This is a genomic window from Myxococcus sp. MH1, from assembly GCF_059738865.1.
The window spans coordinates 2905571-2920177 of the sequence record NZ_AP026947.1 but is presented as its reverse complement, the minus strand read 5'-3'; the positions used below and the strand labels follow the sequence as shown (position 1 = coordinate 2920177).

Sequence of the window (14607 nt, the reverse complement as noted above, 5' to 3'; positions counted from 1 at the left end):
GCGTCAGGTGCCGCGCACGCGGATGACGTAGAACAGCTTGCCCACGTTCTTGAGCACGTTGGGCACGCGCTTGAAGAGGTGGATGGACGGCTGGCGCTTCTCGTGGAGCTGGATGGGGATCTCCATCACCTTCAGCCCCTCGCGCCACGCGCGGATGACGAACTCGCTGGCGAACACGTCCATGTCCACCACGCACTTCTGGATGACGGGCAGGAGCGCCTCGCGGCGGAAGGCCTTGAGGCCGTGCGTGTCCGTGCCCTGGAAGCCCAGCGTCACCTTGAGCAGCTTGTTGTGCACCCGCGTGGCCGCGCGGCGGATGAGCGGGCGCTGGTCGCTGGCGCCCTTGGCCGCCTTGGAGCCCACCACCATGTCCGCCTCACCCCGCTCCAGCCGCGGCAGCGCCGCGTCGTAGAAGGTGACGTCGCACAGGTCGATCTCGTCGCAGATGACGTACGTGCCCCGGGCCATGAGGATGCCGGCCTTGAGGGCGACGCCGTAGTTGGGACGCTCGGAGTGGAACCAGCGCATCCGAGGGTGCTTCGCGCACAGCGCGTCGAGGATGCTCGTGGTGGCATCCTTCGAGCCGTTCTCCGCGAAGATGATTTCGTAGTCGAGCCCACGCGCATCCAGCCCCTGGCGCAACTCCTCCGCCGCCGAGGCGATGATGGACTCCTCGTTGTAGACCGGGATGACGACGGACAGGTGCGGTGCCATGGAATCACGTCCGGACGAGCGACAGTCCGGTCCGCCTAGCATGCCGCGCGGCACCCGTCGACAAGATGCGTCGGAAGTCGCAGACGTCCGTCAGCCGTTCAGCGTCCGGGCACAGGCCCGCCCGCCGAGGATGGCATCCTCCATGGACGAGTACTCCCACTGCCCGTAGCGCCCCGCCGTCTGGATGCCGGCGTGCTCCAGGAAACGGAGGATTTCCGCCTTCGCTGGACCGTAGGCCTCGTCGTAGAGGACATACGCGTGGGGAATCTCCCGCGCGTGGGCGAAGAGGACGTCGTCCGCGGAGTGGATCATCTGGGAGCGCAGCAGGTCCTGCACCGCGTACTTCTCGGCGGTGGCCGGGGCCAGCTCGCCGTGGTGGCTGTACTCCACGTAGAAGGTGGACGTGTCCCTGGGCGCCAGCGCGTCGTAGACGGCCGACGGCGAGCCGATGCGGTACGTGTGGAACTCCGGCTCCGGCAGGTAGATCCAATGCCAGGGCTGGCGGTTGGGCCCGCGCGCGGCCACGGCGACGTAGGTGACGGTGGTGGCGCGAAGGCGCTTCGCCGCGGCGACCACCTCGTCGGGCACGCCCGAGGCCCCTTGCGCGAGCAGCCGCACCAGCCCCGGCAGGGACACGGAGGAGACGAGGCCCGAGTACGACAGCGTCCGGCCGTCGTTCAGCACCACCTTGCGCGCCTTCCAGTCGATGGAGGTGGGCTCGGTGTTCAGGCTCAGCTCGCCGCCCTTCAGGTCGCGCAGCATGGCGCGCGCCAGGCTCTCGATGCCGCCCTCGCGCGGGTAGAGGAAGGACGCGTTGTAGCCCACCGCGTCGCTGCCGGCGCCCAGCGCCCCGTCCACCACCTCCTTGAGCGAGGGGCGCGGCACGAAGCGGCCCACCCAGGCGGCGGACATCTCACGCGGGTGCACCGTCCAGAGCTTCTGGTTGTAGGGCACCATGAAGTTCTTCGCGAAGCCCTCGCCCATGTAGCGGAGGATGAACTCCTCGAAGTCGCGGGGCTCGCGCTCGCGCAGGGCGCGGCCCTTCTCGCCGTAGATGGCGTCCACGTAGCCGATGAGGTTCTCGGAGACGACCTCGGGCGGCAGCCCGTGCGTGTTCACCTGGTACGGGAAGCGGGTGAAGACGCCGCGCGTGAAGATGCCCGCCTTGCGCTGGATGCGGACCATCTGCCCCGGCAGCCACCGCGTGTTGACGATCTCCTGGATTTCAGGGTCGCGCAGGTGGAGCCAATGGCCGGTGGGGTCGAAATAACACCCGTCGATGACCTCGGTCTTGATGAGCCCGCCGACGCGCTCGGACTTCTCGATGAGGCGCCAGGGCTTCTGGAGGAAGTGGGCGGTGGACAGGCCCGCGAGCCCCGCTCCGAGGATGACGATGGGTTCCATGGCGGGTCGGTCCTACCACCTCCTCCCGGTGAGGGGGGAGCCGAACGCGCGGTGGGCGGAAACGCGGAGCCGACGGGGCCCTCGGATGCTCGCCTGGGGAGGCGGGGGCGGAACAACGCCCCCAGTGCGGGCTTGCGCGTTCTTTCCGGGCTGGAAACGCCTCTGCTACCCTGCGCCGCGCCGGTCCTGTCGAAGGAACCCCATGAAAGTCTCCTGCCCGTCTTGCCAGACGAATTACAACATCGATGACAAGCGGATCCCCCCGGGTGGCGCGAAGCTCAAATGCGCCCGGTGCCAGACCACCTTCCCCATCAAAGCCGAGGCCGTGAGCGCTCCGGCGCCCGCCGCCGCCATTCCCCTCCCGGGACAGGCCAGCGCGCCCGCCGCCATTCCCCTCCCCGGCGCCGCGCCATCCGGCGCCATGGGTGCGAGCGCCGAGGCCATTCCGCTCCCCGGCGCCGCGCCCCAGTCGGGCGGCTTCGGCTACGACGCCGGCGCCATTCCGCTGCCCGGCAGCGCCCCTCAGGCGGATGCCTTCGGCGGCGGCGCGATTCCGCTGCCCGGCGCCGCTCCCTCGGGTGCCATCGCCATGGGTGCGGGTCCCGAGGCCATTCCACTCCCCGGCGCCGCGCCCCAGGCAGCCCCCTACGGCTACGACGCGGGCGCGATTCCGCTCCCCGGCGCCGCGCCCCAGGCGGACGCCTTCGGCTACGACGCCGGCGCCATTCCGCTGCCCGGCAGCGCCCCTCAGGCCGACCCCTACGGCTACGACGCAGGCGCGATTCCGCTCCCCGGCGCCGCGCCCCAGGACGCCTTCGGTGACAACGCCGGCGCCATCCCGCTGCCCGGCGCCGCCTCGGCCGTTGACGCCATCCCCCTGCCCGGCGCCGCGCCCCAGGCGGATGCGTTCGGCACGGGCTTCGACGACGCGGAGCCTCCTGCGCGCCAGGACCGCGACGTGACGCGTGTCGTGGCCATTCCGATGCCCAACGCCGCGTTCCCGGAGCAGGCCGCCCCGCCCGCCCGGGCCAACGGCACGCGCGACTTCGACTTCTCCGATGACGCGCTGGCGCCGCCCGTGGACCTGGACCCGTCCTCGTCCTTCAGCCAGCCCGACACACTCGGCACCGCGCGCGACTTCGACTTCTCCGACGACTCGCTGCCCGTCCCCGCGCAGCCCCAGCCGGAGGCGGACCCGTTCGCCTTCGACGTCGAGTCGCCGAGCGGCGAGGCCACCGCCTTCGCCCTGCCCCCGACGCCCGCGCCCGGACACGCCAGCGCCCCCGTCGAGGCGAACCCGTTCGCGCTGCCGCCTCCGCCCGCGTACTCGCAGCCGCCCGTCAACGACGACCCGTTCGCGCTGCCCCCGCCCCCCGCGTACGCACAGGCCCCCGTGAACGACGACCCGTTCGCGCTGCCCCCGCCTCCCGCGTACTCGCAGCCGCCCGTGAACGACGACCCGTTCGCGCTGCCTCCGCCTCCCGCGTACTCGCAGCCGCCCGTCGACGCGGATCCGTTCGCGATGCCCCCGCCTGCCGACGGTGGCCCTTCGTTCGACTTCGCCGAGCTGCCGATGCCCGCGGATCCGTTCGCGGCCGCGCCACCGGTGGCCTCGCCCGGGCTGGACTTCTCGGATTTGCCGTCCCCCGCCGCGCCCGCGATGGACTTCGCCGACCTGCCGGCCCCCGCCGCGCCGCCGCAGGACCTGTCGTTCGACTTCGCCGCGCCCTCCGCGCCCGCGCCGATGCCGGACTTCAGCCTCGACTTCGCCGAGCCCCCGCCCCAGGCCGCGCCCCCGCCGCCCGCGCCCTTCAACCCCGCGGTGGACTTCGGCGACGTGGACTTCGGCTCGCCCCCGCCCTCGGCGTCGCCCGGCATCCCGGACTCGCTCGAGTTCGACCCCACCGCGCGCCCCGCGGATGACCTGGAGGCGGACCTGTCGGATCCGCTGCCTCCGCCGCCCAACGCCGGCCCCGCCGACGGCCTGGAGATGTTGTCGTTCATCGACGACGCCGCCGGCCGCGACGCGGGCGCCCAGGCGGGCGCGAAGGTGCGCCGCTTCCACGTGCGCCGCCGCTCGGGCAAGGTGTTCGGCCCGTTCGACGAGGGCGTCGTCGTGAAGATGCTCGAGGATGGCCAGCTGCTCGGCAACGAGGACGTCTCGCTCGACTCCGAGTCCTGGTCCGCCATCGGCACCATCCCCACGTTCGCCGCCGCCATCCAGCGGCTGATGGAGGGCCCGGCCAAGGTGGTGGCGGCCGCGCCCGTCGCCGCGTCCGACTCGCCCAGCGCCCCCACCGCGGACGCCAACGGCCAGCAGGCGAACATGCGCCGGCTGGAGCAGCTCTACGAGGGCCGCATGGCGGCCGTCTCCGTGGTGGACCGCAGCGGCGCCAACGAGAAGCTCAAGAAGCGCGTCCCCATGTTCATCGCCGCCGGCGTCGGCGTGGTGCTGCTGGGCATCGGCGCGGGCACCGAGTTCGGCACGCGCTACGGCGCCTTCGGCCGCCGGGCCCTGTTCCCCGCGCGCGTCTCCGACGGCTCGCCCCAGGCCCAGCTGGTGAGCCAGGCCCAGCAGGCCCTGCTCCAGGACACCTTCGCCAGCTACAAGCAGGCCCACACGCTCTCCGCCCAGGCGCTCCAGGAGAAGGAGTACCCGGCGGTGCGCTCGCTGTGGTGCCAGTCCGTCTACTACCTGCAGCGCAGGTACGCCGCCGCGGACGCGTCCGACATGGCCCGCTGCCGCGACGGCATGGCGGACATCGAGCTGCTCGGTGAGAAGGACGTCGACTTCATCAAGGTGACGGCCTCGCTCGCGCTCACCTCGCGGCAGGCGGACGCCGCGCTGGCGCCGCTCCTGGACGCGTACTCGCGGGAGGGCAACCAGGGCGACCTGGAGCTGGCCTTCCTCGTGGCCGAGGCCCAGACGATGAAGCGCGACTTCAACGGCGCCATCGAGACGCTGAAGAAGGTACTCGCCGCCGACGGCAAGTCCGCCAAGGCCCACCACGCGCTGGGCAACCTGCACCAGGCCGCCGGCCGCGCCGACGAGGCCGCCGCCGCCTACGCCGCCGCGCTCGAGGCGGACCGCAAGCACGCCTCGTCCGCCGTGGAGCTCGCCGCCGTGCAGCTCCTGGTGCGCAAGGACGCGGAGAAGGGCGCCCAGTCCGTCGACGAGGCCCTGGCCGAGGACGTCCAGTCCGCGCTGGGCCCGGCGGAGCTCGCCCGCGCCCGGGGCCTCAAGGGCGTGGCGCTCTTCCATCAGCACAAGCCCAAGGAGGCCGAGGCCGAGCTGAAGTCCGCGATGGAGAAGGACCCGCAGTCCGACTTCCTCAAGGCCCAGCTGGCCCACGTGCTGCGCGCCCAGCGCAACTACGAGGGCGCCCTGCCCCTCTACACGGCGCTCGCGTCGGAGGAAGGCGACAACCTGGAGTACGCCGACGGCCACATCACCTCGCTGGTGATGACCGGCAAGATGCAGGCGGCGCTGGACGCCGTGCAGAAGGCCAGCCAGCGCTTCCCCAACGAGGCGCGCATCGCGTACCTCTACGGCCGCATCGAGGACGCGCTGGACAAGCTCTCCGAGGCGGAGGGCCACTACAAGCGCGCCATCGCCGCGGACGCCAACCTGGTGGAGGCGAACCTCTACCTGGGCCGCTTCTACCTGCGTCAGCGCCGCAACGCGGAGGCCCGCACCCAGCTGGAGCAGGCCGCCACCAAGGCCCCGGACCTGGCCGGCGTGCGCGCGGGTCTGGGCGAGCTGGCCCTGGCGGAGAACAACGCCCTGTTGGGCCAGCAGGAGTTCGAGCGCGCCGTGCAACTGGACCCCAACCTCGCCGACGCCCACCTGGGCCTGTCGCGCGTGGCGCTGCTCAACGGTGACCTGGAGAAGGCCCAGACGGAGGCCAACCGCGCCCTGGAGCTGGACCCGCACCTGTTGAAGGACGGCCGGCTGCAGCGCGGACTCGTGCTGTGGCGGCTGGGCAAGCTCGACGAGGCCGTGGCGGAGCTGGAGAAGGCCAAGGGCGAGGACCCGCGCTCCACCACCATCCCCATCACCCTGGGCGCGGTGCTGCTGGAGCGGGGCGATTTGCCCGGCGCGGAGAGCAACCTGGGCCTGGCGCTCAGCAACGAGCCCTCCAACCACGAGGCGCTCTACTACCTGGCCCTGGTGAAGGCGAAGCGGCTGGAGTTCACCCAGGCCATGGACGCCATGCGCAAGGCCGTGGAGCGCGCCCCCAAGCGCCCCGACTACCACTACGCCTACGGCGTCATCCTGCGCGACGCCAAGCAGCTCCCGGACGCCATCCGCGAGTGGAACACCGCCGTGGAGCTGGACCCGGCCAACGCCGACGCGCACGAGGCCCTGGGCCACGCCCACCTGGAGAACAGCGAGTTCGACGAGGCCATCGAGTCCTTCGAGGCCAGCCTCAAGTCGGACCCGCGCCGCACCCGCGTGCTCGGCTCCATCGGCGACGCCTACTTCAACGCCGCCCGCTGGAACGAAGCCATCAAGCGCTACCAGACGGCGCTCAAGGCGGACACCAAGCTCACGTACGTCTATTACAAGGTCGCCCGCGCCTTCACCGAGCAGACCCAGCACGCCAAGGCCATCGACTGGTACCGCAAGGCCGCCGACGCCGAGCCGGAGAACGCGATGACCTACTACTACCTGGGCTTCGCCTATAAGGAGAAGAACAAGCGCAAGGAAGCCGTCCAGGCCTTCAAGGACTACCTGGTGAAGAAGCCGGACGCGACCGACAAGAAGGACATCGAGGAAGAGATCTACGACCTGCAGAACTAGCCGGCAGCCGACAGCCGGCCGTCCTCCCGGGGATGGCCGGCGTCAGGCGCTGGCGCCCGGGGCGTCCGCCCTTGAGCACCCCGGGCGCGAGGAACCTTGCTGACGCCCACCGAGGGTGACTACAAGGCGTCCCCCATGCTGGACCTCCGGAACGTTGCGCAGAACTTCGATGCGGTCGTCGCTCGCCTGAAGACGCGGGGCGGCAACCTGGACCTCGGCCCCTTCCAGCGCCTCTTCTCCGAGCGCCGCGAGCTGTACGTCTCCATGGAGTCCCTGGCCGCGCGCCGTAACGCCGCCAACGAGGAGATGAAGAAGAAGGCGAAGGAGGACCCCAAGGCGCTGGACGCGCTGCGCGGCGACCTTCGCGCCGTCTCCCAGGACATCAAGGAGAAGGAGAACCGCCTCAAGGAGGTGGAGGAGGAGATCAACCGCATCCTCCTCCTCATCCCCAACGTCCCGCACGAGTCGGTGCCCGTGGGCGAGAGCGCGGACCAGAACGTCCAGGTGAAGAGCTGGGGTGAGAAGCCCAACCTGCCCTTCACGCCCAAGCAGCACTTCGAGTTGGGCGAGAAGCTGGGCATGCTCGACTTCGAGCGCGCCGCGAAGGTGTCCGGCAGCCGCTTCACCTTCTACAAGGGCGCGCTGGCCAGGCTGGAGCGGGCGCTCGTCACGTTCATGATCGATGTGCACACCCAGAAGGGCTACACGGAGCTGCTCCCGCCCTACCTGGTGCTGCGCGAGACGATGATGGGGACGGGCCAGCTGCCCAAGTTCGAGGACGACGCCTTCAAGACGCTGGGCGACCCCGAGCGCTTCCTCATCCCCACGTCGGAAGTGCCCGTCACCAACTACCACGCGGACGAAATCCTCGAGGGCGAGTCGATGCCCATCCGCTACTGCGCCTTCAGCCCGTGCTTCCGCGCGGAGGCGGGCGCGGCCGGCAAGGACACCCGCGGCCTCATCCGCCAGCACCAGTTCCACAAGGTGGAGATGGTGAAGTTCGCCCAGCCGGACAAGAGCCTGGACGAGCTTGAGGCCATGACGGACGACGCGTGCGACATCCTGCGGCGGCTCGGCCTGCACCACCGGGTGATGCTGCTGTGCACCGGCGACATGGGCTTCTCGGCCCGCAAGACCTACGACATCGAGGTCTGGCTGCCGGGGCAGAACGCCTACCGGGAGATTTCGTCCTGCTCGGACTGCGGCGACTTCCAGGCGCGCCGCGCGAAGATCCGCTTCCGCCCCCAGAAGGGAGACAAGCCCCAGCTCGCTCACACCCTGAACGGCAGTGGCCTGGCCGTGGGCCGCACGTCCATCGCCATCCTGGAGAACTACCAGCGCGACGACGGCACCGTGGGCATCCCGGAGGTCCTCTGGCCGTACATGGGAGGGCTCAAGGAGCTCAAGCCGCTGTAGCGAAGCAGCGTGGCGAAAAGGTGTGATCATCCGCTTGCAACGGGCGAAGAATCAGGTAGAAGGGCGGCCCCACGGTCGACGTCGGTCCGAGGGACACCGCCGGCTGGGTTGTTTGGAGGCGTGGCCGAGCGGTTGAAGGCAGCGGTCTTGAAAACCGCAGAGGGTGCAAGCTCTCCGTAGGTTCGAATCCTACCGCCTCCGAAAATGTTCTTGAGTTTTGCGGTTCTTTGACAGAGAAGAGTTGGAGAGATGGCCGAGAGGCTGAAGGCACAGGTTTGCTAAACCTGCATACTCGAAAGGGTATCGAGGGTTCGAATCCCTCTCTCTCCGCCACTTGTCGTTGTAGCAGCGCGTGAAGATTTTGCTCCCTTAGCTCAGCTGGATAGAGCGTCGGACTACGAATCCGAAGGCCGGAGGTTCGAATCCTCCAGGGAGCGCTCCCTTCTCTCACGCCGTCTCCATGAGTGACGACGAAGCTTTCATGCAGCAGGCGCTCGCGCTCGCGCGGGAAGCCGCGACACTCGGAGAGGTCCCCGTCGGTGCGGTTGCCGTCCATGATGGAAACATCATCGGCACGGGCTTCAACCGCCGCGAAGTGGATCGCAACCCCCTCGCCCATGCGGAAGTCCTCGCACTGGATGCCGCTCGCAGGCATCTCGGGGTCTGGCGGTTGACGGGCGTCACCCTGTACGTGACGTTGGAGCCGTGTGCCATGTGTGCCGGAGCGCTGGTCCAGTCCAGGGTGACTCGCCTCGTGTTTGGCGCCATGGACCCGAAAGCCGGCGCGGTCGGCTCTCTCTACAATCTGGCCGAGGAACCCCGGCACAATCACCGGCTCCAGGTCACTCGTGGTATCCTCGCTGAGGACAGCACGACTCTTCTCAAAACGTTCTTCGGGCGCCTGCGCGCGAAGCGACGCGACAATTGAATACTTGGAGAGCTGGCCGAGTGGTCGAAGGCACCTGACTCGAAATCAGGCATACCGGTAACGGTATCGTAGGTTCGAATCCTACGCTCTCCGCTCCAGACTTTCTGGAGAGGTGGCCGAGCGGTTGAAGGCGCACGCCTGGAACGCGTGTATATCTGAAAGGGTATCGTGGGTTCGAATCCCACCCTCTCCGTTGTTGATACTGCAGTTGATGTCTACAGCCTTTGTGGTCGGGACAACGTGGGGGCGCGAACCCCGCCAGGTCCGGAAGGAAGCAACGGTAGCGTACCACCGCGTGTGTCCCGGCCGTTCTGAAGAGCCAGCCTCCGTTTCGGAGGCTGGCTCTTCGCCTTTGCGGGGTACGGAGTCCGCCCTGGGCCAGAGCGCCTGACCGGCGCCCTCCCCTGTCGACCTCAGTCGCGGACGAGCAGCGTCTCGCGGCCGATGCGCCTCTCGATTCGGAAGCCGCCTGCCTGGAGCTCGGGCAGGGCCCGGTCCTCGAAGGAGACGGCGCGGTTGAAGGTCCTGTCTCGCAGCCCTCGCTGGAAGGCCTCGTCTCGGGGCCAGTCGCAGGTGAGCCAGGGGATGCGCTGGCCCAGGTAGAAGAAGCCGCCGGAGCCCCAGAGTCCCTCGTTGACGATGAGCAGCCCCGTGGCGCCGCCCATCCGTGTCGACGCGACGATGGCTCGGAACTGGTCCGCCCGCAGGTCCTGGGGAGGGAACCAGCGGGCGGAGACGAGCCCCGTCACCAGCGCCATCGCCGTCACGCCCCATCGAGCGGATGCGGGAACGCGCGTGGTGAGGAGGTCCGCGACGACGGGCGCCGCCGCGAGCACGCCCAGCACCAGCGCCGGGTAGAGGAAGCGCTCCTCCTTGTGCGCGGTGACGAGCAGCACGCCCAGGTAGACGGCGGCGCACGTCAGCGGCAGGGACACGCCTCGCCGCCCCGCTCGCAGGCACAGGGGCACCGCGACCCAGGCCCAACCGGGAACGGCCGTCACCAGGGGGAGCAGGTAGAAGCCGGGAGCCGCCGAGCCGAAGCGGGCCGCGGCCTCGCCCGAGAGGACGTTGAAGCGGACGTAGGTGAAGAACGAGTGGAAGGGGCTGCCCCAGGTGAGGTGGTCCAGGAGTCCCAGGCCCGCCGCGACGACGAGCCCGCCCAGGCAGGTGAAGGCCAGCATCCGCCAGCGCCGGGCCACCAGCAGATAGAGCAGCGCGGTGAGGACACAGATGGCGGACGGGTAGCGCGTCACCACCGCGAGCCCCAGCGCGGCGCCACCGAGGAGCCCCGCCCGCGTCTCGCGCTCACGCCGGTCCAGGGCCTCCATGGCCACCACCAGGAAGGACGTGGAGAAGGACTCCGCCAGGGTGCGGCCCGCGAAGACGAGCACCGGCCCGTAGAGGCCCACCAGCAGGACGGCCAGCCAGCCTCCCGAGACGCCTGTACGCCGGGCGGCGAAGCGGTACGCGGCCCACAGGCTCCACGCATGCAACGCGAGCTGGGGCACGGCCGTCATCGCGCGGTAGCCCTGGGGGTCGGTGATGCCCAGCATCCCCGCCAGTTTCAGGAAGCCGGCCAGGACTCCCGGGACAGCCCAGTTACGGATGCCATCGCGCCACTCCCACGCCAGCACGCCGTAGCCATGCACGCGCCAGTACGCGGGCTCCAGCGCCTGGAACACCTCGTCGGGGTGGATGCGGCCCAGCTGGGCCACGGCGATGACAGCGGGCAGGAGTGCCACGACGACGAGGGCCGCCCTCGCGAGGAGGGAGGGGCTCGCCGGAGGATGTGGCCGAGCGACATCCGACGGCAGGGGCTCGGGCGACATGGGCGGGGTGGGCGTCTCGGGCAGGGCGGCGGACACGGGCGCCCGGGACTCTCCCCGGCCCGGCGGCGAGGTGCAAGCCAGCGGACGTTTGTCCCCCAGGGCTCCGCTCGGGTAGGAACGCGGTTCCCTCGAGAAGGAGCAGGCCATGCCGGACGTCATCGTGGTGGGAGCGGGACACAACGGACTCGTGACAGCGGCGATGCTCGCGCGCAGGGGCCTGTCCGTCACCGTCCTGGAGGAGAAGGACGTCATCGGCGGAGCGTGCCGGACGGAGTACCCGTTCAAGAGCGCGCCCGGACTGGGCGTGTCCACGGGCGCGTACCTGCTGGGACTGATGCCGCCGGAACTCCTGCGCGAGCTGGAGCTGGACCTGCCCCTCAAGCGGAGGGACCCGCACTACTTCCTGCCCACCACGGGTGAGCGCTATCTGCTGTTCGGCTCGGACGAGCGCGAGCTGAAGCGCCAGTTCCTCGAGTTCTTCTCGCAGGCGGACTGGGAGGCCAACCAGGCGATGAACGCGGAGCTGGCCGCGCTGCGTGACGACCTGGCGCCCGCGTGGCTCAAGCCGCCGCTGACCCACGAGGAGACCGCCGAGCGCTACATCCGGCCCGCGCTGCGCGAGCACTTCCTCAAGCTGTGTCGGGGCTCGGCGCGCCAGTACCTGGAGCGCTTCGGCTTCAAGTCCGACCTGGTGAAGGCGATGTACGCGGTGACGGACGCCTTCTCCGGACTGGACGGCGGCTATGACACGCCGGGCACGGGGATGAACCTGCTCGTCCACAACATGTGCCGGCTGCCGGGCAGCGGCGGCACGTGGATGATTGTCGGCGGCGGCATGGGCACCGTCACCCAGTCCATCGCCAACGTCGCGCGCAAGCACGGGGCCGTCATCCGCACGGGCGCCAAGGTGACGTCGGTGCGCGTGGACTCGGGCGTGGTGAAGGGTGTGGTGCTGGAGAACGGCGAGGAGATCCAGGCCTCCGTGGTCGTGTCCAACGGAGACCCGTTCCGCACGCTGAAGCTGGTGGACACCGCGGCACTGCCGGCGGACTACCGCGCGAAGGTGGGCGCGATGGCGGTGCCGGGCACCACGCTCAAGGTGAACCTGTGCCTGAAGGAGCTGCCGAGGTTCACCTGTCTGCCCGAGGACAAGGGCCAGTTCGGCCCCACCATCCACCTGCTGCCGCAGGAGGAAGACGTGCTCGGCGCGCTGGAGCGCTCGTACCGCGACACGCAGGCGGGCAGGCTGTCCGACTTCCCCTCCATCGAGTGGTACATCCACACCACCGTGGACCCGTCGCTGCGTGACGCCGAGGGCCGCCACAACTCCGCGCTCTTCGTGGAGTGGGTGCCCTACAAGCTCGAGGGCACGACGTGGGAGAAGGAGGAGTCGCGCTACGTGCAGCAGTTGTTGTCCGTGTGCGACCGCTTCGCGCCGGGGACCAGTGATCTGGTCCAGGAGTACTTCGCCCTCACGCCGCCGAAAATCGAGAGCCACTTCGGAATCACCGGCGGGCACATCCACCATGTGGACAACAAGCTGGGCTTCACCGACAGGCTGCCCTACGAGACGCCGGTGCAGGGGCTCTACTTCTGCAGCGCGGGCTGCCACCCGGCGGGCAGCGTCATCGGCGCGGCGGGGCACAACTCGGCCCAGGTCGTGCTGAAAGCGCTCGGACGCTGAGTCGCAGCGCCTGGAGATGGATCCTTCGCGCCGTCGTGTTTAGATGACTGCCCCCATGAGCTACCTCGTCCTCGCCCGCAAATGGCGTCCGCAGAAGTTCGATGACATGACCGGACAGGAGCACGTCGTCCGGACCATCGCGAACGCCATCAAGATGGACCGGGTGGCGCACGCGTACCTGTTCTGCGGCCCGCGCGGCGTGGGCAAGACGACGGCCGCACGCCTGCTCGCCAAGGCCCTCAACTGTGAGAAGGGCCCCACGGCGACTCCCTGCGGTGAGTGCCGGGCGTGCACGGAGATTGCCGCCGGCACCAGCGTGGACGTGGCGGAGATCGACGGTGCCTCCAACAACGGCGTGGAGAACGTCCGCGAGATTCGCGAGAACGCGAAGTACCTGCCGCAGCGCGACCGGCACAAGATCTACATCATCGACGAGGTCCACATGCTGTCGGGGGCGGCGTTCAACGCGCTGCTCAAGACGCTGGAGGAACCGCCCGGGCACGTGAAGTTCATCTTCGCGACGACCGAGGCGCACAAGCTCCCGGACACCATCCTGTCGCGCTGCCAGCGCCACAACTTCCGCCGCATCTCCGCGGCGCGGATGCTCCAGCGGCTGCAGGAGATCTGCAAGGCGGAGGGCGCGGGCATCTCGGACCGCTCGCTGTCGCTCGTGGTGCGCCAGTCCGAGGGCGGCATGCGCGACGCGCTCAGCCTGCTGGACCAGGTGCTCGCCTCGTGCGGAGCGAATCCCACGGACGAGGAGGTCGCCGAGGCGCTGGGCGCCATCGACCGGACGATGGTGCAGGACTTCGCCGAGGCGCTGGTACACAAGGATGCCAAGCGCGTGCTGGAGCGCGTGGAGGAGGTCTTCAACCGGGGCCTCGATTTGAAGCGCCTCGCGGAGGAACTGGCGATGCAGCTTCGCCACCTCTTCGTCACCAAGACGCTGGGCGAGGCGCCCGCGGAGCTGGCCGAGTCCGAGCAGAAGGCGCTCGTGGCGCTGGCGAAGGACGCGGAGAGCGCGCAGCTCACGCGGCTGTTCGACGTGGTGCATGGCTCCGTCTGGGATGTGTCGCGCGCGGCGCAGCCGAGGCTCGCGCTGGAGATGGCGCTGTTGAAGGCCATCCAGCTGTCGCCGGGTGGTTCGATTCCGGAGCTGCTCGCGAAGGTGGACCGGCTCACGGCTGGACTGCCTCAGTCGGACAAGGCCAATGCTGGAGCGCCAGGAGGTCGCTCCAGCTCCACGAACTTTCGCGCCTGAGCCTCGCCAGGCTCCGCCCCCCGAAGCCGCGCCCGCCCCACGTCCGTGGGAGACGGGTCGAGCCGCGCCTGCGACGGGGCAACAATCCGTCTCGACGCTCGCGCCTGCCGGCACCTCCGGTGGAGCGCCGTCGAGCGATGGCGTTTCCACGGCCATGCCGTCAGCACAGCGGACTTCGAATGGAGGTGCTGACGCCCGCGAGCATGCAGGGGCAGTCAACGGCAGCGCGTCGTCGCCCCATCTGGGTGGCGCAGTCGACGGTGCGCAGGTCGGACCCCATGGCTCCGCGGGTCCATCACGCCTGGGGCTCTCGGCCTCGCCTCAAGGTGGACCATCGGATGCGCCTCGCGCGTCTGTCGGACCAGGCCCGAACGGAGCGATGGGACGTGCGCCGTCGGGCCCGCCCTGGGATGCCGCAGGGGCATCCTCCGTAGAGACCTCCGCCGGGGCACGAGCTCATGTGCCGTCGGGCCCGCCCTGGGATGCGCATGGTTCATCGGCAGGACTGCCATCCGGTGGAGCCACAGCGCGTGCGCCATCGGGCCCGCCATGGGATGCGCCAGCCGC

General features: G+C 69.8%; 8 protein-coding genes, 5 tRNA genes and 1 other RNA gene. 11 read left to right on the top strand and 3 right to left on the bottom strand.

Annotated features, from left to right (window positions below; translation table 11 throughout):
• Positions 1-3 precede the first annotated feature (3 nt).
• Both AC6JA9_RS11920 and AC6JA9_RS11915 read right to left on the bottom strand, forming a co-directional pair.
• Positions 4-714, bottom strand: coding sequence for a glycosyltransferase family 2 protein (locus AC6JA9_RS11920; protein WP_141328445.1), 711 nt, complete (start codon positions 712-714; stop codon positions 4-6).
• A gap of 90 nt (positions 715-804) precedes the next feature.
• Positions 805-2118 carry a protoporphyrinogen/coproporphyrinogen oxidase gene (locus AC6JA9_RS11915; RefSeq protein ID WP_497959700.1) on the bottom strand — a complete coding sequence of 438 codons (1314 nt, stop codon included), beginning with the start codon at positions 2116-2118 and terminating at the stop codon, positions 805-807.
• A 202-nt stretch (positions 2119-2320) separates the two neighbouring features.
• On the opposite strand from AC6JA9_RS11915, the gene AC6JA9_RS11910 reads away from it, so the two are divergent.
• The 9 genes from AC6JA9_RS11910 to ffs all read left to right on the top strand — a co-directional run bounded on the left by AC6JA9_RS11910 (position 2321) and on the right by ffs (position 9582).
• The gene (locus tag AC6JA9_RS11910; RefSeq protein WP_497959699.1) at positions 2321-6922 is read left to right on the top strand and encodes a tetratricopeptide repeat protein; all 4602 of its coding nucleotides are present in this window, start codon (positions 2321-2323) and stop codon (positions 6920-6922) included.
• 135 nt (positions 6923-7057) lie between these two features.
• On the top strand, positions 7058-8338 hold the full coding sequence (gene serS / locus AC6JA9_RS11905) for a serine--tRNA ligase (RefSeq protein ID WP_497960673.1): 1281 nt from the start codon (positions 7058-7060) through the stop codon (positions 8336-8338).
• A gap of 114 nt (positions 8339-8452) precedes the next feature.
• Positions 8453-8539, top strand: a tRNA-Ser gene (locus AC6JA9_RS11900).
• 42 nt (positions 8540-8581) lie between these two features.
• A tRNA-Ser gene (locus tag AC6JA9_RS11895) sits at positions 8582-8671 on the top strand.
• 30 nt (positions 8672-8701) lie between these two features.
• A tRNA-Arg gene (locus tag AC6JA9_RS11890) sits at positions 8702-8775 on the top strand.
• A 23-nt stretch (positions 8776-8798) separates the two neighbouring features.
• Positions 8799-9266, top strand: coding sequence for a tRNA adenosine(34) deaminase TadA (gene tadA, locus AC6JA9_RS11885; protein WP_046712138.1), 468 nt, complete (start codon positions 8799-8801; stop codon positions 9264-9266).
• Positions 9267-9272: 6 nt separating this feature from the next.
• A tRNA-Ser gene (locus tag AC6JA9_RS11880) sits at positions 9273-9359 on the top strand.
• A 13-nt stretch (positions 9360-9372) separates the two neighbouring features.
• A tRNA-Ser gene (locus AC6JA9_RS11875) sits at positions 9373-9459 on the top strand.
• Between the two features lie 30 nt (positions 9460-9489).
• Positions 9490-9582: signal recognition particle sRNA small type (ffs, locus tag AC6JA9_RS11870), an RNA gene on the top strand.
• Positions 9583-9679: 97 nt separating this feature from the next.
• Here the strand turns inward: ffs and AC6JA9_RS11865 are convergent.
• Positions 9680-11131, bottom strand: a complete 1452-nt coding sequence (locus tag AC6JA9_RS11865; RefSeq protein WP_497959698.1) for a glycosyltransferase family 39 protein — start codon at positions 11129-11131, stop codon at positions 9680-9682.
• Between the two features lie 109 nt (positions 11132-11240).
• Between AC6JA9_RS11865 and AC6JA9_RS11860 the strand changes: the two genes are divergently transcribed.
• Both AC6JA9_RS11860 and dnaX read left to right on the top strand, forming a co-directional pair.
• Positions 11241-12779, top strand: a complete 1539-nt coding sequence (locus tag AC6JA9_RS11860) for a phytoene desaturase family protein (RefSeq protein WP_223784971.1) — start codon at positions 11241-11243, stop codon at positions 12777-12779.
• Positions 12780-12834: 55 nt separating this feature from the next.
• Positions 12835-14040 carry a DNA polymerase III subunit gamma/tau gene (dnaX, locus tag AC6JA9_RS11855; RefSeq protein WP_497959697.1) on the top strand — a complete coding sequence of 402 codons (1206 nt, stop codon included), beginning with the start codon at positions 12835-12837 and terminating at the stop codon, positions 14038-14040.
• The last annotated feature ends 567 nt before the right edge of the window (positions 14041-14607 follow it).

Coding starts and splice junctions, on each gene's coding strand:
- AC6JA9_RS11920 (WP_141328445.1), bottom strand. CDS start 714: ATGGCACCGCACCTGTCCGTCGTCATCCCGGTCTACAACGAGGAGTCC.
- AC6JA9_RS11915 (WP_497959700.1), bottom strand. CDS start 2,118: ATGGAACCCATCGTCATCCTCGGAGCGGGGCTCGCGGGCCTGTCCACC.
- AC6JA9_RS11910 (WP_497959699.1), top strand. CDS start 2,321: ATGAAAGTCTCCTGCCCGTCTTGCCAGACGAATTACAACATCGATGAC.
- serS (WP_497960673.1), top strand. CDS start 7,058: ATGCTGGACCTCCGGAACGTTGCGCAGAACTTCGATGCGGTCGTCGCT.
- tadA (WP_046712138.1), top strand. CDS start 8,799: ATGAGTGACGACGAAGCTTTCATGCAGCAGGCGCTCGCGCTCGCGCGG.
- AC6JA9_RS11860 (WP_223784971.1), top strand. CDS start 11,241: ATGCCGGACGTCATCGTGGTGGGAGCGGGACACAACGGACTCGTGACA.
- dnaX (WP_497959697.1), top strand. CDS start 12,835: ATGAGCTACCTCGTCCTCGCCCGCAAATGGCGTCCGCAGAAGTTCGAT.